The sequence below is a fragment of the Lactobacillus psittaci DSM 15354 genome (assembly GCF_000425905.1).
Lineage (GTDB): Bacteria > Bacillota > Bacilli > Lactobacillales > Lactobacillaceae > Lactobacillus > Lactobacillus psittaci.
The window spans coordinates 1-21,627 of record NZ_AUEI01000009.1; the positions used below are offsets into that span (position 1 = coordinate 1).

Below are 21,627 nucleotides of genomic sequence, written 5' to 3' on the forward strand. Positions count from 1 at the left end.
GGACCAGTACTAATCAGTCGAGAACTTGACCAAAGCGCAAGGTTTTTAGTTGGTTGAAATTCAGTTTTGAGCGTAAAAGCTCAAAAAAGAGTGCGGTGGCGATAGCAAGAAGGATACACCTGTACCCATGCCGAACACAGAAGTTAAGCTTCTTCACGCCGAGAGTAGTTGGTGGGAAACTGCCTGCGAGGGTAGGTAGCTGCCACGCTCTTTTTTAATATTCCGGTTTAGCTCAGTTGGTAGAGCGCTTGACTGTTAATCAAGATGTCGTCAGTTCGAATCTGGCAACCGGAGCAAACGAAAGACAGACCCTACGGCCTGTCTTTTTTTGTTTACTTTTTTTATGTTATCGGTAACAGTTAACTTAAATGTGTAAATAGTGTAAAATGTAAGGGTATTCAATTTTTTGGAAGGAGGAAGCATGATGGTTGGAATAGTTCTAGCTAGTCATGGCGCCTTTGCTGAGGGGATTTCTCAGTCTGCTGAAATGATTTTTGGAAAGCAAACTAATTTCGGCTCAGCAATTCTTAAGCCCGATGAAGGACCTGATGATGTTCGTAAGAAAATGGAAGATGTAATTGCATCTTTTGATAATCAGGATGAAGTTTTGTTTTTAGTAGATTTATGGGGTGGTACGCCATTTAATCAAGCAAACAAGTTGTTAGAAGAACATGGTGGTAATTGGTCTATAGTAACAGGACTTAACTTGCCTATGGTAATTGAAGCTTTGACTCAACGCTTTAGTGTTGAATCTGCCAAGGAAATAGCTACTGCAATTATCAATCCTGCTAAAGAGGGAATTAAAACTAAGCCTGAATCATTAGCTCCTAAATCAACTGTAAAAGAAGAAGCTAAACCTGCAGAAGTTCAAGGTGATATTCCTGAAGGCACTGTTTTAGGTGATGGCCATATTAAGTATGTTTTGGCAAGAATAGATTCACGGCTATTGCATGGACAGGTTGCTACTGGTTGGTCAAAAGCCATGAATCCTGACCGTATTATTGTTGTTAGTGATAATGTAGCTAAAGACGATTTACGTAAGAATATGATTCGAGAAGCTGCGCCTACTGGTATCAAAGCACATATTGTGCCTATCAAGAAAATGGCTGAAGTTGACAAAGATCCTCGTTTTGGAGCAACTAAAGCATTACTTCTTTTTGAAAATCCTGAAGATGCACTTCAAGCAATTGAAGATGGTGTTCAAATTGATACTCTTAACGTTGGTTCAATGTCATATGCAGTTGGTAAAGTAAACGCCAATAGTGTTTTATCAATGAATCAAAAAGATGTTGATACTTTTAAGAAGTTAAAAGAAAAGGGAATTAAATTTGATGTTCGTAAAGTGCCAAGTGATAATCCAGAAAATATGGATGCAATTTTAAGTAAGGCACAGAAATTACTTGACGAACAAAATAAGTAGGAGGAAATAGATTTATGAATGCTATTCAAATGATTCTGGTTGTATTCATTGCTTTCCTAGCTGGTATGGAAGGTATTTTGGATGAGTGGCAATTCCATCAACCAATCGTTTCATGTACGTTGATTGGTTTAGTAACAGGTCATCTTACCTTAGGGATCATGTTAGGTGGTTCTTTACAATTTATTGCAATGGGTTGGGCTAACATTGGTGCCGCAGTTGCACCAGATGCTGCATTAGCTGGTGTTGCTTCAGCAATTATCATGGTTCAAGGCAACTTGGGTGAAAAGCAAATTGGTACCGCTATTGGTATTGCTGTTCCTTTAGCTGTTGCCGGACTAGGGTTAACTATGATTGTTCGTACCCTTGCCGTTGCAATTTCACATATTATGGATAAAGAAGCTGAAAAGGCAAACTTTAGAGCTATTGGTATGTGGCAATTGATTGCTACTGGATTACAAGGTTTAAGAATTGCAATTCCAGCAGCTTTATTGCTTGCAATTCCATCTTCTCTTGTTAAAGCTTGGCTTTCAGCTATGCCAGCATGGTTATCAGACGGTATGACCATTGGTGGTGGTATGGTTGTGGCTGTTGGTTATGCAATGGTTATTAACATGATGGCAAGTAAAGAAGTTTGGCCATTTTTCGCTATCGGTTTTGCCTTAGCAGCAATTAAAGACTTAACCTTAATTGCTCTCGGTGCAATTGGTGCAGCTCTTGCTTTAATGTACTTAGCTCTTGAAAGTAATGGCTCAAGCAAAAACAATTCAGGTTCTAATGGCACAGGTGATCCATTAGGAGATATTCTTGATAATTATTAAGGTCTAAGGAGGAATATTAAAATGGCAGAAAACAAAATCCATTTAACTAAATCGGACCGCTTGAAAGTTATGTGGCGTTCCATGTTGCTTCAAGGATCTTGGAATTATGAAAGAATGCAAAATGGTGGTTGGTGTTACTCATTAATTCCAGCTCTTCGTAAGCTTTATCCAAATAAAGAAGATCAAAAAGCAGCACTACAAAGACACTTGGTATTCTTTAATACCCACCCATATTTAGCTTCACCTATTCTCGGTGTTACATTGGCACTTGAAGAAGAAAAAGCAAATGGTAAGGAAATTGAAGACCAAGCTATTCAAGGTGTTAAGGTTGGTATGATGGGACCTCTAGCTGGTGTTGGTGACCCAGTATTTTGGTACACAGTTCGCCCAATTATTGGTTCTCTTGGTGCCAGCTTGGCTGCTCAAGGCAACATTTTAGGGCCAATCTTATTCTTCATTGTTTGGAACTTAATTAGAATTGCTTTCTTGTGGTATTCACAAGAATTTGGTTATCGCGTTGGTTCAGAAATTACCAAAGACTTATCTGGTGGTTTGATGGGGAAAGTTACCCGTGGAGCCTCAATGATGGGTATGTTTGTGTTAGGTGCCTTGATTGAGCGTTGGGTAACGATTAATTTCAAGCCTATAGTTTCTACTTCTCCACTTCAAAAGGGTGCTTACATTGATTGGAATGCTTTACCAAAGGGTGTAAAGGCAATCCAACAAGCATTGATCCAGCAAAGTCAAGGGTTATCACTAACTAGTAGCAAGGTAACTACTTTACAAGATAACCTTAATAGCTTAATTCCAGGTCTTGCAGCACTTCTACTTACATTCTTATGTATGTACTTATTAAAGAAGAAGGTTTCTCCAATTATTATTATCATCGGTATCTTTATTGTAGGTATTGCTGGTCACGTAATTGGTTTGCTATAAGATGGTACAAGCAATTAATAATCAAGTCGATTTAACGATGTCTGCTACTTGGCAGAGAGGTGTTCCTTGTTATGGTAAAGTAATGATTGGTAATAAAGGATTTGAATTCTATAATGAAAAAAACATTCAAGATTATATTCAAATTCCTTGGGAAGAAGTAACCTACGTTGTGGCTGCTGTTCATTTCAAAGGAAAATATATCCCTAGATTTGAAATTAGAACTAGAAAGAATGGTAATTTCATTTTTTCAGTTAAGGAACCACATCGCTGTTTAAAAGCAATGACAAAATATCTTCCTGCAGATCATTTAAGAAGAGCTTTGAGCTATTGGCAGAAAGTTAAACTTCGACTATTAGGTCATAAATAAAAGAAAGTCCATACCTTAGGGTGTGGACTTTTTTTGCACAAAAATTAAAAATAAATGTTGATAATTAATATTTTTGTATTATCATTAATATAAAATTAATAATTTGGGAGAAGAATAAAAATGAAAAAATTATTTTTAGTATTTACTGTATTTTTGTCATTTGTAGGTTTGGCTACTACTGCAAAACCTGTTCATGCATCTGAATTGAAGGTAAAAGTTAGTCTCTTTGATGACCATCGTTACAATCGGATTATTCCTGCAGGCGAAGGAACGAATGGTAGTGTAGGGTATTTTGACTCTGATAGCAAGTCTTATTGGTGGCGTAATTAATCAGTATTCCTTATTTAAAAAGTGGGTGAATGAAGATGAAAGTGAGAGTAGAGAAGGTATTTCAAGTTGAACTCCTGGTGAGTGCACTTCTAAGTTTAGTTAACTTAGGAATAGAATTTACCTGGTTTAGAGTTGGGATTTCAATTATTGCCTTTTTGAGTATTTTGATTAATTTTAAAAAGTTCATTTTTTATCATATTTGGAATGTTGTAGTGATTAATGTGCTTTTTAGCTTTACTTTTGAAAGCTTTCTTAAACTTATTGCACATTTTTTACCTGACTATCATTGGGAACTTTTTATATTAGATCTTTTACTACTACCCATAATTTTATTACCACTGATTTTTGTATCTTTCACTAAGATGAAAAATATGTGGTGGCGCTTTATCACCCTCGTTTGGTTAAATCCGTGGATACGCTCTGGATATATGGTTAATAATAATGAAGTTTCCATGTTGATTTACTATTTGTTTTTTGCAGGATTGTACACTGGAATAGTTTGGTACTTATTCAAAGAGTGGAGATATTATTTTGGCTTTCACTTCAAAGTGAAGAATTTAAATTTAACTTATTGGTTGGGAGCTTTTCTTCTGTTAGCAACTACTATAACGATTGTAATCTTTGAAGTCAGCATTCATCAGGCAAATTATTGGAATGAAATTTTTAATTTGAATCTAGATTATATTGATTTATCAATGCCAATGGCTAGTTATTCAAGTTATATAAAAGATACTTTTTCGGCTTTTGGCGGTGTTTTAATAGAAGAAGTAGTTCGATATTTGAGTTTGTTTACTTTCCTAATCTTTTTCAAAAACAACAAGCATAAATTACTATTTTCAATTATTGCAAGTATGATAATCTTTTCGCTTGCCCATTATAGCTGGATTTTTGATTCAGAAGTGAGATATCGCATTATTGTGATTGTCCTTAATACCATAGATTTCGGTTGTTATATGGCTTTAATTTATTTATATACTGGTAAGTTATGGCTAGTGTGGTTAATTCATATGGCTTTTGATTGGCTAGTGAGTTCAGGTACACCATTAGCTCAAGGGATGCTTTTAAGTGATAATAGTAATGGTTATATCTATCTGATGATCAAATGGCTAGTAGCATTAATTATTTTGATTATCTTCTTAAAAGTTCCTGCCTTTTCAAGTAGGTTAAACGATACAGCCAATCGAATGGTCAAGAGAAGATAAAAATAAAGACGCAAGTTTTAGAACATGCGTCTTTATTCTGTATTAATTATTATTCTTTTCTCGAACAAACTTTGTAATGCTGTATAAGATTACGAAAGTTACTAATGCAGCTATCATTGGAATCCTAAATTTATCTAAATATAGTAGTAAAGCAATCATTGCAATGAAGAATGCTAAAACTAAGTAATCTAGATATGGGAATAATGGCATTTGGAATGATTTCAAATCTTCATTGGCTGTTTCTTTACGGTAACGAATATGGGTTAAAATCATGATTGCCCAAATAATCAAGAACATACTAGTTGAAGTAGAAGAAATAAAAGTGAATGCCGAATCTCCAATAATCAAAGTAATTAATGGAGCACATGCAATAATCAATGATGAGAAAATCAAAGCGTTGCGTGGCACTTGAGTTTTGGATAGCTTACCAAATGTCTTTGACCATTTAGACTTTCCATCAAAGTTGACTGAGAATAACAATCTACCAGCACTGTATAAGAAACTGTTAGTAGATGAGATTGCAGCACTAATAACAACAAAGTTAATAATTGAACCAGCATTCTTAATCCCAGTTGCGCTTAATGCTTGAACAAATGGACTGCTAGTAGTAGAAATCTTAGGCCAAGGGATAGCAACTAAAATGGCAACGATAGCAATCACATAAAATAGAATAATTCTAATTGGTAATTGGTCAATTGCACGAGCAATGGTGTTCTTGGGATCTTGAGCTTCAGCAGCAGTTAAACCGATTAACTCAACTCCAATAAAACTAAAAATTACCATTTGAAAGCCAAGCAAGAAGCCATGACTTCCTTTAGCAAAGAAACCACCACCGGCATTTAAATTGGTTAATGAAATATCTCCGTATTTCGTTGACTCACCAACTAATAAGAAGTAGCCGATCATTACTACGAATGCTAAAATAGTGAGAATTTTGATAATTGCAAAACTAAACTCTAAATTACCAAAAACTTTAGCAGAAATTAGATTAATGATTAACAATACAACCATTGTTACTAACCCTGGCAGCCAAGTAGGTAAATGCGGGAACCAATATTCAAAATAAATCCCCAGAGCTGTCAACTCAGCCATAGCTAAAGTTAGCCAACTTATCCAATAAAGATAACCACTAATGAAGCCAACATTTTTTCCAAGGTATTTTTCAATAAATTCAATGTACGTATGCTTTTTTAAATCAGATAAAATTAATTCTCCGAGTGCACGCATAAGTAGGAAAAGAAAGAAACCTACTATAATAAAAATCAAGATTACAGAAGGGCCCGCTCGGTGAATGCTATCTCCAACACCCAAGAATAGACCAGTTCCAATTGTCCCTCCTAGAGCAATCAATTGGATATGTGAGTTGCTGAGTGTTCGACGATAACCAGTTTGCGTTGTATTCGTCTTTTCTTCTTTTTTCATCAAGTCTCCCTTTCTTAACAAAATATGGTAATTAAACCATATCTACCATTATACCTGAAACTATCAATGAATTTAATTAAAAAGAATATGAATATAACAAAAAAACCTAGAAAAATCTAGGTCTTGGGATGTGCACCCTGTAGGACTCGAACCTACAACCTTCTGATTCGTAGTCAGACACTCTATCCAGTTGCGCTAAGGGTGCATTTCATATACAGTTATATTATAAAGAATGTAATATTAATAAGTAATGAAGCATTACTTATGCTGATTGCCAGAATCGAACTGGCGACCTTCTCTTTACGAGGGAGATGCTCTACCGACTGAGCTAAATCAGCTTAACAAAAGAAGTATAGCAAAAAAACAATCTACTGGCAATTATATTGAAATAGAAAATGAGGAATAAAGATGGGGTATTTTTATTTAGCGGTTGCAATTATTGGAGAATTAATTGGGACCACTCTTTTAAAATTATCACAAGGTTTTAGTAAACTAGGTATAGGAGTTGCTGCATTAATAGCATATGCTATTTGTTTCTATTTCTTTAGCAAGTGTTTAGAAATGGTGGATTTAGGCGTGGCTTATGCAATTTGGTCTGGCGTAGGAATAATAGTAACGACCTTAATTGGATTGCTAATTTGGAAAGAAGAAGTAAAGCCGTTAACAGTGCTGGCTCTTGTTCTTATAATAGTAGGAATTATTATTTTAAACCTTACTACTAAAGTTAACTAATGTAATTGATTCTAAATTTTGTAATAGTGAAAAATTCAGCTTTTCCTTAGAGCTAGTAATATTACTAGCTTTTTTAGATATTACAAATATTTCAGAATGTAATATAAATGGATTTATTTTTAATATTATATCTACTGGTCCGTAACTTGACTGAAAAAATCTCCTGCTAATATATAACTTGTCAATTGAAAGACAATGATTTATTTAAAGGAGAGATTATTCTTGAAAACCAAGTCTATTAAATTGAATTCATTATTTACGAAATTTATGGCAGTTGCTGCAATTACAACTGCAGGCGTTTTTGCCGCTAACTTTAAGACAACTCATGCACAAGCTGCAACTTTAACTCAAAATGATACAGACGTAGTAACTATTAACTATGTTCCAGGTTACGGAATTGCCCTTTGGGATAACCCTGATAACCCTCAATTAAAGAATGATAAGAAACTTCAACACGCTACTAGTTGGAAAGTAATTCAAACTGCATATGATAAAAATGGTAATAAGTGGTATGACCTTGGTGGTGGTCAATGGATAGAAGCTAAATGGACTAAGCCTGGTTACCACACAGTTAATCCATATGTAGCATACAATGCACAACAAGTAGCTAGTTCACAAGCTGTTTCAGGCGGATACAGCCAAGCAGGCGCTAGTCAACAAACTACTAATAACTACAACTCATACTCAAATCAATCAACATCAACAACTACTTCAACTAGTTCATACACTTCAACTGCAACTGGTTCTGAAGCAGAAGCTAAAGCTTGGATTGCAAACAAGGAATCTGGTGGTTCATACACTGCTCAAAACGGTCAATACTATGGTAAATACCAATTATCACTTAGCTACTTAAATGGTGACTTATCAGCTTCAAACCAAGAAAAAGTTGCCGATAACTATGTTAAGACTCGTTATGGTTCATGGACTGCTGCTAAGGCATTCTGGCAAGCAAATGGTTGGTACTAGAATTAAATAATTTCATTGAAAAAGTTCTCTTCGGAGAACTTTTTTCTTTTAAAAATATGGTAGTATGAATAACTAGAAATATTGTAGTAAATGAGGATTTAGGATGACAAAAACAATTTATTTGGTTAGACATGGCCAAACTTTTTTTAATTATCATCACAAAGTTCAAGGCAGGGTGGATTCACCATTAACTCCATTGGGGCAGACTCAAGCTAAAGCAACAGGTGAATTCTTTAGGGCAAAAAATATTAAATTTGAAAAAGCATTTTGTTCAACCCAAGAACGTGCATCAGATACTTTAGAATTAATTACGCAAAAGCAACTAGAATATACTAGATTGAAGGATTTGCGTGAAAAATGGTATGGGATTTATGAAGGGCAAGATGAAATCACCTTACCTTGGAATCATGGTGCAAATCATGATCCAGTAATGGAAGAAGATTTTTTAGCAATTGATAGAATGAAGCGGGCGATGAATTACATATTATCTCAACTTAATGATGATGCAACTGCTTTAATCGTAGGACATGGTGCTATTTTGGGATTATATGTGAGAGATTTATTTCCAGAAAGTCAATTTCACTTTGAAAATTGTGCGATTGCAAAATTAGTTTTCAATGGAGAAAAGGCTGAATTAGCGGGAAAATATTGGCCTGCTAAAAAAGTTAAATAAAAATCCAATTTTTTCTTGACTTAAATTAAGAGATTGGGTAATATATTATTTGTTGAGCGACAAGTAAAAGCTCAGCAGATGGATGGGTTATAGCCAAGTGGTAAGGCAACGGTTTTTGGTACCGTCATGCACTGGTTCGAATCCAGTTAACCCAATATGTTAGCTCTGAATCTTGTGATTCAGAGCTTTTTTCTTTCTAATAAAATATAACTCAGAGTATAATAAATTATTATTAGCTAAAGGAGCATGACGATGAGAAGAGTTGGGATTATTGGATTAGGTAATGTAGGAGCTACTGCTGCATTTAACTTATTTACTCATGGCTATTGTGATGAAATTGTTTTGTTAGATGTTAATGAAGCAAAGATGCAAGCTGAAGCTATTGATTTACTTGATACCTTGCCAGTTAATGAACATGAAGTAAAGGTTTACTATGGTGATTGGGATAAGCTAGGCGAAGCAGACGTAATTATTGCTGGCTTTGGTGTTAAGGTTACAAGTAGTAGTGAAGAATTAGCAATTAATAGTCGAAATGCCCGTAGTGTTGGTGAAAAGATTAAAGCTAGTGGGTTTAATGGTGTAATTATTAATATTGCTAACCCATGTGATGTAATTACTACCGTTTTACAGCGAACTACAGAACTTCCAAAAAATAGAGTATTTGGTATTGGTACGATGCTAGATAGTGTTCGTTTGCGTCGCGTAATTAGTGAGAAGCTAAAACTTAATAGTAAGCAGATTGGTGGTTTCGTTTTAGGAGAGCACGGTTTGTGTGACTTTATTGCGTGGTCTACTGTCAATCACGACTTTTCAGAAAATGAGCAGGCTGAAATTGCTAAACAAGCAAAGGAAAATGCTGAAAAATTAATTGGTGGAAAAGGTTTTACTAATTGGGCAGTAACTAGTGCAGCTATGGAATTAGTGCGTTCGGTTTTAACTGATGAGCATTTTTATACAGTTTGTTCTGTATATGTTGAAGAATACGGAATTTATTTAGGTTTTCCTGCAGTAATAGGAAAGCATGGTGTTGAAAAGATTGCGCAGTTAAGCCTATCAAGTGATGAAGAATTACGCTTGCAAGAAGCTGTGGCGCTGATTAAAGAGCATTTAACTAAAATCGACTAGTCCACTCTATACAATGTTACAAAAAAATTTGATTTTCCCCTTGCATTTTTGGAGCAAATTAGATATCATAATTAAGTAACATTTCGGAGGAGTAGCGAAGTGGCTAAACGCGGCGGTCTGTAAAACCGCTCTCCCTGAGTTCGGTGGTTCGAATCCACTCTCCTCCACTTGATTGGGTTATAGCCAAGTGGTAAGGCAACGGTTTTTGGTACCGTCATGCACTGGTTCGAATCCAGTTAACCCAATAGTGTTTTATGAACACCCAACCCGAAAAAAATAGCTCGCCATTAGGTGAGCGTTTTTTTTTACTTATTTATGCTAATTTGATAAAGTTGTATGGTATTTGAATAAGGGATGTGAGATTTTTGCCTAGATATGTCAAGGTTGGAGCTGGTGGTGGTGAAATTGACTGGAAAGATGCGCTTAAGAATTTAAGAGCTGATGATATCTTGCTACTTGAGCCAGGATTTTATGAGTTAGGACAAGGACTTGATTTGTGTGATGTGACTATAAAAGGAATGGGTAGTAGTCCTGATGACACAAAGTTGACGGGACATATCAGTGTTTCTAGCGATAGTCGTTATGTTACTTTAGAAAATTTAGCACTTGAATCCAATACTGATCATAATGCCTTATTCATCCCACCTGATGCTGACACTTACTTAACTTTACGAGGTGTAATTGTTAAGACTTCTAACAGTGATACTGCAGCTTTAGCATTAAATGGTCGATGCACAGTTGAACTTTATTCTAGTCAAGTTATCAATGGTAGTATTTCTTTCTTTGAAAATAGCGATTTTCGCCTTGAAATGAATGATTCAATCATTGATTATCCTTCTAAAGAATTTTGTGCTTTAGCAATTGAGGGTAGAGGAACCGCAATTTTAAATAATTCAGAAGTTCGTGGTAGTTTAAATACTTTTTCTAACAGTAATATTGAACTTGTTGTTAATAATACGATCATGACCTACCTTTACTTAAATGGGCAAACTTGGATAAATATGTTAGATAGTGTTGTCACAAGTAAAGATGACAATGCTATGGGAGCTAGTGAGAAGGTCTGGCTTAATATTACTAATAGCAAGGTCTTGGGCGGTATGTATCTTGATCAAGAAGTTAAAGGGATGCTCCAAAATTGCCAGGCTGATCGTTTAATGGCTGTAGGGCAAACAAAAATCACAATGGCTAATTCAATCTTTAATAGTCATGTTGATATCCAAGATGAAGCTTGTATTGATGCTAATAAGTCTATTTTCAATGGTTCAGAAGAGTTTGAATTCTTCTTAGCTGTTAGTGGAAATGGTAACTTTATTGGCCATGATATTGTGATAAATCCTAATTCTGCCGTTCTAGCAGTTAAGGATAATGCAATTATGCGTGCAAATATTTTAGCAAGTAATCAAGTTCAAGTTGATGTGGAATGCAGTAATCGAAATAATGTCAGCATTTTGGGTTTAAGGTGGAATGCAAAGTCCTAATTAGCTTAGATGAAATCTAGACCAATTTGCTATATAATATATTCATGACTGTAAGGGTAACTAGCAGAGGTGTTTATATGCAAGAACCGATTTATATTAAAATCCATAATAAGATAAAACGTGATATCGAAAATCAAGTTTATCACGTTGGTGAAAAGATACCTTCAGAACGTCAATTGGCTGAGAATTTCAACGTTTCAAGAATGACCCTTCGACAAGCAATAAAAACACTAGAAGATGAAGGAATCCTTGAAAGAAGGCTTGGGAGTGGTACTTTTGTTGCTAGTCAAAAGGTCCAAGAAAAAATGTCTGGCGTTATGAGTTTCACTGAAATTATGAGAGCAAATGGCCAGAAACCTTCAAGTAAGTTACTATCTTATCGAGTTACCAAACCATCTCTGTCAGAAAAAGAGCGTTTAGATATTTCAGATCATGATAATGTCTTAAGAATGGAAAGAATTCGCTATGCTGATGATGTACCTATTTGCTTTGAAGTAGTGGCAATTCCAGAAGTATTGGTGAAGGACTTTTCAAAAAGCGATATATCTACTAGCTTATATAAGACCTTGGAAGAAAAAGGTGGATATAAGATTGATAGTGTAATGGAAAAAATTGGCGCTAGTGTTGCTAATGAAAATGATGCGCGCTACTTAAAGATTCATCGCGGAGATGCCTTAGTTACGCGGAGACAAGTAACTACTTTGACAGATGGAAGACCATTTGAATATACTAGAGCTTCTTATGTTGCTGAAAGATTTGAATTTACATTTTCAAGATAAATAAAAAAGCCGGTTTGATAACCGGCTTTTTTATTTGAGATCTTCTTTAATTTTAGTGGTTGAAATACCAGGAGTTCTAGGAAGATATACTACTTCACAATATGGCTTTAAAAAGTCAAATTTTCCCTTCCAATCGTCGCCCATGACGAAAGTATCGATATCATATTTTTGGACATCTTTAATCTTTTGGTCCCAATCTTTTTCTGGAATAACTTCGTCGACATATTTGATAGCTTCAAGGATATATTTACGTTCTTCATAGCTATTATATGCTTCTTTATGCTTTTTAAATTCATTAAATTCGTCAGTTGATAAGCCGACGATTAAGTAGTCACCTAATTGCTTGGCACGCTTTAATAGGCGAACATGGCCATAATGTAATAAATCAAAAGTTCCATATGTAATTACTTTTTTCATATTAATGCTCCTTTTGTACTTTGTTAATAGTATCATATTTAAAAGAAAGGTAAAGTTACTAAGCTACGAAAATTTTGTGAAACAATTTTTGATAAAATCTTAGTAGACTATAATCGCTGCGAGGATGTAATGAAAACACTAATATTTAAACTTTATATTGGAGTAATGAAGCTTTTTGCTAGATTAATTCCCAAAAAGCAAGGTGCTATCGTTATTTTAAATGGTGCAGGACGCTCAGGATCTAATGGCTATTTGTTTTACAAGTATTTAAGACAGCATCATCCTGAAGTGGAAGTTAATTTAATTGAACCATGGCCATCTTCACATTTACCGTTGAGTGCGTGGAAGCAAATTGGTCAGGCGCAGTTTATTATCACTACTCATCAACCTTTTAAGGTTAAAAAAAGTCAGGTAAGTCTGAGCTTTTGGCATGGAATTCCACTAAAGCGAATGGGTTTTATGGCGCATAATACTTCATTAAAACTGAATTTACATAATTTATCAGTTTGGAATAAAAATGCTGATATTGTCGCTTCATCATCTGATACTTATGAAAGTTTGTTAACTGCATGTATTGGGATTAGTGCAAATCGTTATCGAAGAATTGGCTTCCCTAGACTAGACTTTTTAAAAGCAACTTTCGACAAGCAAAAGTTGCTTCAAGATTTATTCAAAGTTGCAGATAAAGAAGCTAAAATTGGCATTTATATGCCTACTTTCCGTTTTGAATTAGAAGATGAATCAGTTATGAAACAAATCAAGAATGGTAACTTCTTTGCCTTTTCTGATTTTGATCTTACTAGTTTAAACCAAGAGTTACAAAAGCATCATCAATACTTAATTATTAAGCTCCATCCCTATGAGATGAACTTAGTTTCGTTAAAGACTAGTCAAGCTTCAAATATTGCTTTTCTAAGTAATGACTATTTGTTTAATAATGGAATTGATTTATATGAGCTTTTGCCGGCAACTGACTTTTTAATTACGGATTTTTCATCAATTTACTTTGACTATTTAGAATTAAACAGACCAATTATTTTTGTAACTAATTTCTTAGCTCAATATGAAAAAACTAGAGGGCTACTACTTACGCCATATGATAAAGTGGTGCCCGGTCCAACAGTGGGTAGTCAGTTAGAATTGCTGAATTTATTGAATGATTTTGATGACACGTATCAAGAACAAAGGCAATATTGGAAAAAGTTGGTCTTACAAACAAAAAATAGTTGCGAAAGTACTTATGAATTAATTCAAAGGATGAAGTAGTGTGAAAAAAACTTTACTAAATATCTTTTATAACGCTGTCTACCAAATATTTTTGGTTCTGGTTCCGTTAATAACTGTTCCTTATTTATCAAGAGTTTTGGGGCCAAAAACTTATGGAATCTATTCCAGTGTTAATAATACTATTCAATTTTTAATGGTATTTTGTTCTTTATCTGTTTCTTATATTGGGATGCGGACTATTTCCCGTATTAGAGCTACAAGTACTAATGAAGAACTAACCGAAGCTTTTTGGGGGTTATGGTATTTCCAAGCAATTGCAGGATTTATAACGACAGTCTTAACAGCTAGTTTCGTTGCAATTTTTAAAGTGCAATATTGGAATTACTTCTTATTAATGTTACCTTTTCTAATTTCAGCAGAATTTGATATAGCATGGTTTTTCCAAGGATTAGCTGACTTCGGTAAGGTGGTTTTAAGAAATACAATTGTTAAGTTAACTAGTGTTGGATTAATTTTATTATTAGTAAAAAGTCCAAATGATCTATATAAATATGTCTTGATAATGTCGTTATCAACTATGCTCGGATCATTTGTTTTCTGGCTAAATATTCGAAGTTATGTTGGGAAACCAGTTAAGGGATTTTATAAATTTAATCAAACTAAAGCTGCGATTATTACTTTATTAATTCCGCAAATAGCAACGCAAATTTATACATCATTAGATAAGCCAATCTTAAATTTCTTTCAAAATTCTACCCAGGTATCTTATTATGATAATTCTCAAAGAATTGCCAATATGATTTTAGGAGTAATTACAAGTATTACCTTGGTTATGATGCCTAAAATGGCCAGTGAAAGTAAGGAAAAACAAGCAGGTATTTTGAAAAAGTCACTTGAAGCTACAGTGATGCTAGGAACCATTTTTAGTGTGGTTGTTATGGCGAATACTAAGGAATTTGTTCCTTTTTTCTTTGGAAATAAATACATTCCGATGACGAATTTGATGTTCTTCTTTACTCTGACAATTATTTTGATTCCGGTTGGTGGGGTATTCGCTAATCAATTTGCACTTGCCAATCGCCGGGATAAAGATTATGCCATTCCAGTTTGTGTCGGTGCGGTTTTAGAAATTGTTTTAAGTGTGATTTTAGATAAGGCCTGGGGAGCTACTGGAGCGTTAATTTCAGTATTAACAACTGAATTTGTAGTATTAATTTTGAGAATTTGGATTGTTCGCGATGGCTATCAATTTAAGTATGTGTTTAAGGATATACCTAAATATTTCTTGATAGCTGCAATCAGCTTGGTAATTGGATTATTTTTACCCCAAATGTTGCCTAGTGCTTTCTTAAATATGACTATTAAATCAATTATTATTATGACAGTATATATTGGCTTAATGTTCATGTTTAAATTTGACTTTAATCAAGATATTATTAATTTAGTAAATAAAATGCTAAAAAGGAATGCATAAAATGACCACAAGAAAGATAGATATTTTAGGTGTTAAATTTGATAATTATGATTTTGATACCTTTTACAATAACTTGCTTACTAGATTAGATGCAGGAAGCTCGACTATGGTAGTTACTGCTAATCCTGAAATAGTTATGGCTGCTAATGAAAACCCATTATTTATGAAATTAATTAATGAGACTGCTGATTTTGTTTCACCAGATGGAATCGGGGTAGTTAAGGCTGCTAAGATTTTAAATACACCATTAAAAGAACGGGTTACTGGTTATGATTTGTTTTGTAATCTTTTAAAGGCTGCCAATCAACGTGCAAGTAAAGTTTACTTTGTTGGAGCTAAAGAAGAAGTTATTCAAGATTTAAGAAAAAAGGTTCAAGCAAAGTATCCTCAAATTCAAATAGTTGGCTGTGAAAATGGCTACTTTAAAGAAGACCTGGAAATAGTAGCAAGACGAATTAAAAAAGTTGAACCAGATATGGTGTTCTCAGCTTTAGGGTATCCACGGCAAGAACAGTTGTTAGCTATTTTGAGAAAACAAGATTTACCTGCCATAATGATGGGAGTAGGTGGCAGTTTCGACGTATTTTCTGGCCATACCAAGAGAGCACCAAAATTTTATCAAAATGCCCATTTAGAGTGGCTATATCGCTTGTTAAAAGAACCAAGCAGATTGGGACGGATGCTGGTTTTACCAAGATTTGTTGGTGAAGTTTATCGTGAAAAGAGAGGGCGCAGAAGGAAATGAAGGTTTTGCATATTAATGCTGGCCTAGAAAAAGGTGGAGGGCTATTTCATATTGTTAATTTGCTGACAGAAGCTAAACTAGAAAAACGTGATTTTGAGTTATTAACTTTAGCGGAAGGACCAGTTAGCTCTGCTGCAGTCTCTAAAGGAATTAAAACTACTGTTTTAAAAACAAAGAGTAGATATGATTTAACCAGTTTGAAAAAACTAATTGATTATATCAATGATAATAATTTTGATATTGTTCATACTCATGGCCCCAGGGCAAATTTGTACTTATCTTTAATTCACAAAAAAATCAAAGCTAAATGGGTTATTACAGTTCATTCAGATCCAACTAAGGATTTTGAAGGACGAGGATTAGTTGGCTTTATTTTTACACAATTAAATGTACATGCTTTGCGAAAGGCGGATGGTATTTTAGCAATTACCAAAAATTTTGCAAATTTGTTAACCCAAAAGCTTAAATTAAATCCTGAGAAAATCCATGTAATTTATAATGGAATTTTTTTCCATACTGGGGCGCAAATTCCGGCAAAGTATGAGCATCCTTATTTCAATATTATTAATGTGGCTCGTTGTGAGAAAATCAAGGGACAAGACTTGTTAATAAAGGCACTTAAAGATTTGCACGATTCACATATTCGATTGCATATTGCTGGAGATGGCAGTGAATTAGAGAATTTAAAACAATTAGCAAGTGATTTAAATGTAGCTAATCAGGTGACTTTTCATGGCTTTGTTTCCCACGATGAATTAGGTTCACTTTATCAAAAAATGGATTTGGCAGTTTTGACTTCATATTCTGAAAGCTTTCCGCTAGTATTACTTGAAGCAGCGGATAATTTAATTCCTTTGCTTTCAACAGATGTTGGTGATATTAAGAAGATGATACCTAGTCCTGATTATGGCTTTGTCTCTCCAATTGGAGATTTGGAAATGATTAAGGAACAAATCTTAAAAGCTAGCCTAATGTCTGCTAGCGAATTGAGAGAAATGGCTAAAAAAGAGAAAAAATATTTAGAACATAATTTTTCAGTTCGTGAACAATTAGCAACTGTCTTAGATGCATATGGGGAAATTGAAAATGCTAAATAAAAAAACTAATTTTATGGCTTTTTATATGGGGATGGGGCCTATATTTTTAACAGGAATGAATTTATTTTTACCCTCATATAATTTGATTTTTTTGTTTCAGTGCCTGATGGCTTTAATTTTGGCGCTCTTATTTGTAAACTTGAATTCTATCAATGAATTAAATCAGTGGTTTATTGAGCGATTAACTGCAATAACCTCTATTAGTTTACTTTTGGTCGTTCCATTTCAAATGATGCCATTTGTTAATGTGACGATACTATTTACACCATTAACTTTGGTTTTTAGCTTATATTTCTTAATGGTCCGGTTTAATGCTAAGAATCTATTAGTCTTAGCGTTAAATATACTGCTATTTTATCTGAATAATTTACCTTTTTCTGGATTGATTTTGATTGCAATTTTAGTCGGAGCAGGATTATTTTATTTATACAAATGCGTCTTTGCTAATGAATGGGAGTTTTACGGAAAGATATTCATCACCTTACTGATAGCTTTATTAGTAGGCATTATCATTTATATTGAACAAATTAGCTTGAACAATTATCAAGTGGTTCCACTAGCATTGTTAATTACGTTATTACCAGTTTTATTGGTAGTTGGTTTAGCTTATTGGGTTACTTATACTGAAATGAAGTTTCATCAGCAAAAGAACCTAATTATCTGGACTGTGCTTTTTGTCTTAGCCAATCAGTCGAGTTTAATTATTGCCCAGGAAATAATTAATCCATTGATGCTGGTGAGTTGGCTCGTAATTCTGTGTGCTATTTTAACTAGCTTTTCTAGTGAAATAACAACTAAGGACAAGATAAGTATTATAATTCCATCTTATAATGGTGGCGATACTATTTGTGAAACGCTTGACTCTTTGGCAAGTCAAACTTATAAGAATTGGGAGGCTATTATTGTTGATGATGGTTCAACTGATGATACTTATGAAGTTGTTGAGAATTATTTGACTTTGCACAAATTGCCAATTAAATATTTACATGAAAATAACCAAGATCAATTGAATGCAATTAAATTTGCTTTGCCTAAAGTAAGTGGCAAGATAGTTTATATTTTGCATTCTGATGATCAACTAGCTTCTATTTATGCCTTACAAAGAGGAGTAGCAGCTCTGGCAAATAATCGAGCTGATGGTGCTTTTATCAACTTGGAAGAAGTTGATAAATCAGGTAGCCATATCAAATTTGTAAACACGCAAACTTACTATCCATCTATGGTTAGTTTGGCCAAAGCAGCTTTACTTTTTGGGCGAAATCCATATGTTGATTTTGCCTTTTGGAAAAAAGACGTTTTCACCGAGAGTGTATATCAAACTTATCTAACTGATAATATGCCAGCTTGGTATAGTGAAAATGATAGAACGACTTTAAAGATGATAAATGGTAATTTTACTGGTATTAAGTATCGAGTCTTTGATGGAAATTATATCCATTCTAGCGATGGTGCAGTTAATGTTTTATCTGGTGAGTTGCGTTTCTTACATCACTTAGTAGCTCATATTAGTCTGATTAAGTTTAATTGGCAGTCAATTTTTTATCGTGCTTGCAAAAAGTTAAAGCTAGCAAGTTTATGTCCGATTTTCTTTAGCAAGAAGAAATATTCATTGAAAGACTTAACACCAGAAGTGATGTCGTTACGATTAAAGAAGTTTGATCATCCTTATATCAAGGCTATTTATGATTTTTCACAGAATTATGACCCTAATAAAAGTGTAAAAGTAGATTTGCAATTCAAAAAAATTTATCATGGCGCAGATATTCGTGTGTTTAACCGTGAGCTTACTAATCAAACCATTGAAGCTAGCTATCTGGAAATTATGAAAGTGATTGCTAGTGGTGCAGGTATTTGGCAGGTACCTATGGGAACAGCAACTATGTATCTTGAAATATTAGAATTTTTCACTATTAGAGATTATGTAAGAATTGAGGAAATATAATGATACCGAAAATTATTCATTACGTTTGGGTTGGTGGTAATCCTAAACCTGATAAAATTAATACCTGTATGAAAACATGGAAGAAACACTTAGGTGACTACAAAATTATTGAATGGAATGAGTCAAATTTTGACATTCATGAAAATAAGTATGTAGAACAAGCTTATAAGCAAAAAAAGTGGGCCTTTGTTTCTGACTATATTAGAGCTAAGGCTATTTATGAATATGGTGGTATTTACCTTGATACTGATGTTTTAGTACTTGATAATTTAGAAGAGTTATTGTCTAACAAGTGTTTTGTGGGATTTGAAAATAAAGATAATCCTTTCACAGCTGTTTTTGGGGCTGAAAAAGGGCATCCTTTAATTAAGGATATGCTTGATTATTACAATGATCGTGACTTTGAATTTGATAAACAGGATCAAATGGCGGGAGTTAATACAGTTTCTGTATCCGATATTTTGAAAGAAAAATATGGTGCCATACCTAATAATCAAGAACAAGTTTTGAAAGATGATATCCATGTTTACCCTGATGGTATCTTATGTAATCCATCTAAAGATTCTAAGACCATTCACGTGTTTACCGGTACTTGGATGGAGGGCGCTAAGCCATTTAAGCGTAAATTAGTGACTTTCTTGAAACTTAGAATTAAAACTAAGCGTCAAGCAGGTCTATATGCTCGGATTTTTAGATAATAGGGATTAGTAAATATGGATGAAATTACAGGGAAAATCAAATCATGGCTAAGTAAATATTATTTACTGGCGACTTTTATTATAATAACTTTAGTGACTGGCATTTCTTTGTTTATACAAATTAAGGCAAGGGCGAATTTTATATATGGAGATACAGCATTTCACTATAATCGTTTTTATGATTTATATCGTCAGATAAAAACTGGGAATTTTAATTATTTTCAAGCAATTTATGGCTTTAATGAGTCAGGGAGAATGATAAATGCAGTTTATGGCCCAGGCTTTGCATTTTTTAATGCCATGTTGTTGTTTATATGCCAGAGTTGGTTTAGTTACCAGATTTTGACTGACTTTTTAATCAATTTAATTGCTGGCTTTGGATTTATTCATTTGAGTCGAAAGTTAAATTTGAACATTTTTGTTTCATATATCATGATGATTATCTTTTTGAGTACTGGTTATATTCCGGTGTGGAATTTGGGTAATCAATTGATGTCTTGGGGAGCAGCTATTACACCCTGGATTTTTGCAGAGGCAATGAACTGGATTCAAAGGACTACTAAGCAAGTGAAAGCAGGAAAATTAGCTATTTTAATGGCAATTGTTGCTCAAATTCATAATTTGACGTTATTAATAGTTGCAGTGGCCTTAGTAATTTTCTTTTTAATAGGACTTTTGCATTCAAAAGAAAAAGTTGTTTTTCTTAGAAATATTGGATTAAGTATTCTAATCTTTCTTTGTCTCTCAGCTAACGTCATTGGTGGCTTATTAGTTTTAAAACAAAGTCAAATTACCATGCCCCAATCTGTTAGCTTATTAGTTAATGTTTTGAGTTTGCATAAGTTTTATTCAATTAGGACTGGATTATCTTTAGTTTTGCTTTTATTAGTCTTTGTCCAAGTTGTAGTTGCGCTTTTGGTTTTACGTAAAAAGTCTAAACTTAATTTGCTTTTTGCCATAATGGGAGCAGCTTTTTTGTTCTTGGGTACTAGACTTTTCCCTTGGCAAATTATGCAAAATATTTTTCCACAATTAAAAGATAGTTTTCAAGCACCGTTTAGATTTATTCTAATTGCATATCCTTTGATTTTTATTGGTTATGGATTAGCGACTTCTATACTTTTAAAAGAAAAGCATATCTTGGGGAAAATTATGTTAAGTCTAGCAACTATTGCTATGATTTTTTTCATGGTTGGTCATGTCAAGACTATTAGAGAAAATGTAGCTAATTATAATAATGATACAACTGTAATTGGGAACTCTTGGCCATATAAAGTGACGAAAAATAGGCCTAAAATCAGAGTGGCAATGCATAGTAAAGACAAAAGTGAATTTCTTAAATTATACGTTAATGCCGAATCTGATTATCTACCTGCAAGTTCAAGTCAAAATGCGGGCTTGCTTTATGGAAAAGAAGTTATTGATCGAGAGAAATTGTTCAAGCATCAAGTCCTCAAAAATGGTGCTATGCAACTTAGTTGGTACAGTAAGAAAAGCCAAAAAACTCAACTTCCTTTTGTAATGTATAGGCAATCGCAATTAATTTTGAATGGAAAAGAGACTAAGTACCAGTTGGGACAACTTCATGTACCAACTGTCACTGCTAAAAAAGGCAAAAATATTGCTGTCTTAAGCTTCAAGACTCCAGTTTGGTTTGTAATTGCCTTTTGGATAACAATTATTAGTTGGATTTTAATAATTGGATATTTGATTTATAAGTCTGTGCACAAGCGCAGGCTTTTTTTGTTAAAATTAACATGGCAATGAATTAGAAGTAGA

At 33.9% G+C, this 21,627-nt stretch carries 21 protein-coding genes, 6 tRNA genes and 1 rRNA gene; 24 read left to right on the top strand and 4 right to left on the bottom strand.

Translation table 11 applies throughout. From position 1 onward, the window contains the following. The first annotated feature begins 91 nt into the window (after positions 1-91). The 8 genes from rrf (at position 92) to H628_RS0102870 (ending at position 5,073) form a co-directional block, all read left to right on the top strand. A 5S ribosomal RNA gene (gene rrf, locus H628_RS0102835) occupies positions 92-208 on the top strand. A gap of 13 nt (positions 209-221) precedes the next feature. After that, positions 222-294 (top strand) — tRNA-Asn (locus H628_RS0102840). Positions 295-424: 130 nt separating this feature from the next. Then, the gene (locus H628_RS0102845) at positions 425-1,420 is read left to right on the top strand and encodes a PTS sugar transporter subunit IIB (protein WP_027825109.1); all 996 of its coding nucleotides are present in this window, start codon (positions 425-427) and stop codon (positions 1,418-1,420) included. Positions 1,421-1,434: 14 nt separating this feature from the next. Beyond that, positions 1,435-2,238: a PTS mannose/fructose/sorbose transporter subunit IIC gene (locus H628_RS0102850; RefSeq protein WP_027825110.1), complete on the top strand. Its 804-nt coding sequence runs from the start codon at positions 1,435-1,437 to the stop codon at positions 2,236-2,238. Positions 2,239-2,259: 21 nt separating this feature from the next. Continuing rightward, complete coding sequence (locus H628_RS0102855; protein WP_027825111.1) at positions 2,260-3,174, top strand: PTS system mannose/fructose/sorbose family transporter subunit IID; 915 nt, start codon at positions 2,260-2,262, stop codon at positions 3,172-3,174. A 1-nt stretch (position 3,175) separates the two neighbouring features. Then, positions 3,176-3,541, top strand: coding sequence for a DUF956 family protein (locus H628_RS0102860; RefSeq protein ID WP_027825112.1), 366 nt, complete (start codon positions 3,176-3,178; stop codon positions 3,539-3,541). Between the two features lie 120 nt (positions 3,542-3,661). Then, positions 3,662-3,871, top strand: coding sequence for a hypothetical protein (locus H628_RS0102865; protein ID WP_027825113.1), 210 nt, complete (start codon positions 3,662-3,664; stop codon positions 3,869-3,871). A gap of 35 nt (positions 3,872-3,906) precedes the next feature. Further along, positions 3,907-5,073, top strand: coding sequence for a CPBP family intramembrane glutamic endopeptidase (locus tag H628_RS0102870; protein ID WP_162139503.1), 1,167 nt, complete (start codon positions 3,907-3,909; stop codon positions 5,071-5,073). Positions 5,074-5,115: 42 nt separating this feature from the next. On the opposite strand, the gene H628_RS0102875 is transcribed toward H628_RS0102870, so the two are convergent. The 3 genes from H628_RS0102875 to H628_RS0102885 form a co-directional block, all read right to left on the bottom strand. Then, on the bottom strand, positions 5,116-6,495 hold the full coding sequence (locus H628_RS0102875; RefSeq protein ID WP_027825115.1) for an amino acid permease: 1,380 nt from the start codon (positions 6,493-6,495) through the stop codon (positions 5,116-5,118). A gap of 131 nt (positions 6,496-6,626) precedes the next feature. Continuing rightward, positions 6,627-6,700 (bottom strand) — tRNA-Arg (locus H628_RS0102880). A gap of 60 nt (positions 6,701-6,760) precedes the next feature. Next, positions 6,761-6,833 (bottom strand) — tRNA-Thr (locus H628_RS0102885). 70 nt (positions 6,834-6,903) lie between these two features. On the opposite strand from H628_RS0102885, the gene H628_RS0102890 reads away from it, so the two are divergent. The 9 genes from H628_RS0102890 to H628_RS0102930 all read left to right on the top strand — a co-directional run bounded on the left by H628_RS0102890 (position 6,904) and on the right by H628_RS0102930 (position 12,248). Continuing rightward, positions 6,904-7,227, top strand: a complete 324-nt coding sequence (locus tag H628_RS0102890; RefSeq protein WP_027825116.1) for a DMT family transporter — start codon at positions 6,904-6,906, stop codon at positions 7,225-7,227. 237 nt (positions 7,228-7,464) lie between these two features. Further along, positions 7,465-8,193, top strand: coding sequence for an aggregation-promoting factor (gene apf, locus H628_RS0102895; RefSeq protein ID WP_027825117.1), 729 nt, complete (start codon positions 7,465-7,467; stop codon positions 8,191-8,193). 103 nt (positions 8,194-8,296) lie between these two features. Next, on the top strand, positions 8,297-8,866 hold the full coding sequence (locus H628_RS0102900) for a histidine phosphatase family protein (protein WP_027825118.1): 570 nt from the start codon (positions 8,297-8,299) through the stop codon (positions 8,864-8,866). Between the two features lie 83 nt (positions 8,867-8,949). Next, a tRNA-Gln gene (locus tag H628_RS0102905) sits at positions 8,950-9,021 on the top strand. 97 nt (positions 9,022-9,118) lie between these two features. Beyond that, positions 9,119-9,991, top strand: coding sequence for a lactate/malate family dehydrogenase (locus tag H628_RS0102910; protein ID WP_027825119.1), 873 nt, complete (start codon positions 9,119-9,121; stop codon positions 9,989-9,991). Between the two features lie 85 nt (positions 9,992-10,076). Next, positions 10,077-10,158: transfer RNA gene (locus H628_RS0102915), tRNA-Tyr, on the top strand. 6 nt (positions 10,159-10,164) lie between these two features. Continuing rightward, positions 10,165-10,236 (top strand) — tRNA-Gln (locus H628_RS0102920). A 120-nt stretch (positions 10,237-10,356) separates the two neighbouring features. Then, positions 10,357-11,469 carry a hypothetical protein gene (locus H628_RS0102925; protein ID WP_027825120.1) on the top strand — a complete coding sequence of 371 codons (1,113 nt, stop codon included), beginning with the start codon at positions 10,357-10,359 and terminating at the stop codon, positions 11,467-11,469. A 77-nt stretch (positions 11,470-11,546) separates the two neighbouring features. Next, complete coding sequence (locus H628_RS0102930) at positions 11,547-12,248, top strand: GntR family transcriptional regulator (protein ID WP_027825121.1); 702 nt, start codon at positions 11,547-11,549, stop codon at positions 12,246-12,248. A 30-nt stretch (positions 12,249-12,278) separates the two neighbouring features. Here the strand turns inward: H628_RS0102930 and tagD are convergent, their stop codons facing one another. Continuing rightward, positions 12,279-12,665, bottom strand: coding sequence for a glycerol-3-phosphate cytidylyltransferase (gene tagD, locus H628_RS0102935; protein WP_027825122.1), 387 nt, complete (start codon positions 12,663-12,665; stop codon positions 12,279-12,281). Between the two features lie 129 nt (positions 12,666-12,794). Between tagD and H628_RS0102940 the strand changes: the two genes are divergently transcribed. From H628_RS0102940 to H628_RS0102970, 7 genes are read left to right on the top strand one after another with little or no spacing between them, the layout of a single operon-like run. Continuing rightward, positions 12,795-13,931, top strand: coding sequence for a CDP-glycerol--glycerophosphate glycerophosphotransferase (locus H628_RS0102940; RefSeq protein ID WP_027825123.1), 1,137 nt, complete (start codon positions 12,795-12,797; stop codon positions 13,929-13,931). Position 13,932: 1 nt separating this feature from the next. Then, a complete protein-coding gene (locus H628_RS0102945; RefSeq protein WP_027825124.1) occupies positions 13,933-15,366 on the top strand; it encodes an oligosaccharide flippase family protein in 1,434 nt (477 codons plus the stop codon). Position 15,367: 1 nt separating this feature from the next. After that, positions 15,368-16,111: a WecB/TagA/CpsF family glycosyltransferase gene (locus H628_RS0102950; RefSeq protein WP_155825152.1), complete on the top strand. Its 744-nt coding sequence runs from the start codon at positions 15,368-15,370 to the stop codon at positions 16,109-16,111. Then, positions 16,108-17,208 (top strand): glycosyltransferase, encoded by a 1,101-nt coding sequence (locus H628_RS0102955; RefSeq protein ID WP_027825126.1) that lies wholly within the window; start codon positions 16,108-16,110, stop codon positions 17,206-17,208. Before H628_RS0102950 ends, H628_RS0102955 begins: the two co-directional genes overlap by 4 nt. Continuing rightward, positions 17,198-19,150 carry a glycosyltransferase family 2 protein gene (locus tag H628_RS0102960; RefSeq protein ID WP_027825127.1) on the top strand — a complete coding sequence of 651 codons (1,953 nt, stop codon included), beginning with the start codon at positions 17,198-17,200 and terminating at the stop codon, positions 19,148-19,150. Before H628_RS0102955 ends, H628_RS0102960 begins: the two co-directional genes overlap by 11 nt. Beyond that, positions 19,150-19,848, top strand: a complete 699-nt coding sequence (locus H628_RS0102965; protein WP_027825128.1) for a glycosyltransferase family 32 protein — start codon at positions 19,150-19,152, stop codon at positions 19,846-19,848. The genes H628_RS0102960 and H628_RS0102965 overlap by 1 nt, the downstream gene beginning before the upstream one ends. 15 nt (positions 19,849-19,863) lie before the next feature. Then, entirely contained in the window at positions 19,864-21,615 is a 1,752-nt protein-coding gene (locus H628_RS0102970; protein ID WP_027825129.1) for a hypothetical protein, read from the top strand. The last annotated feature ends 12 nt before the right edge of the window (positions 21,616-21,627 follow it).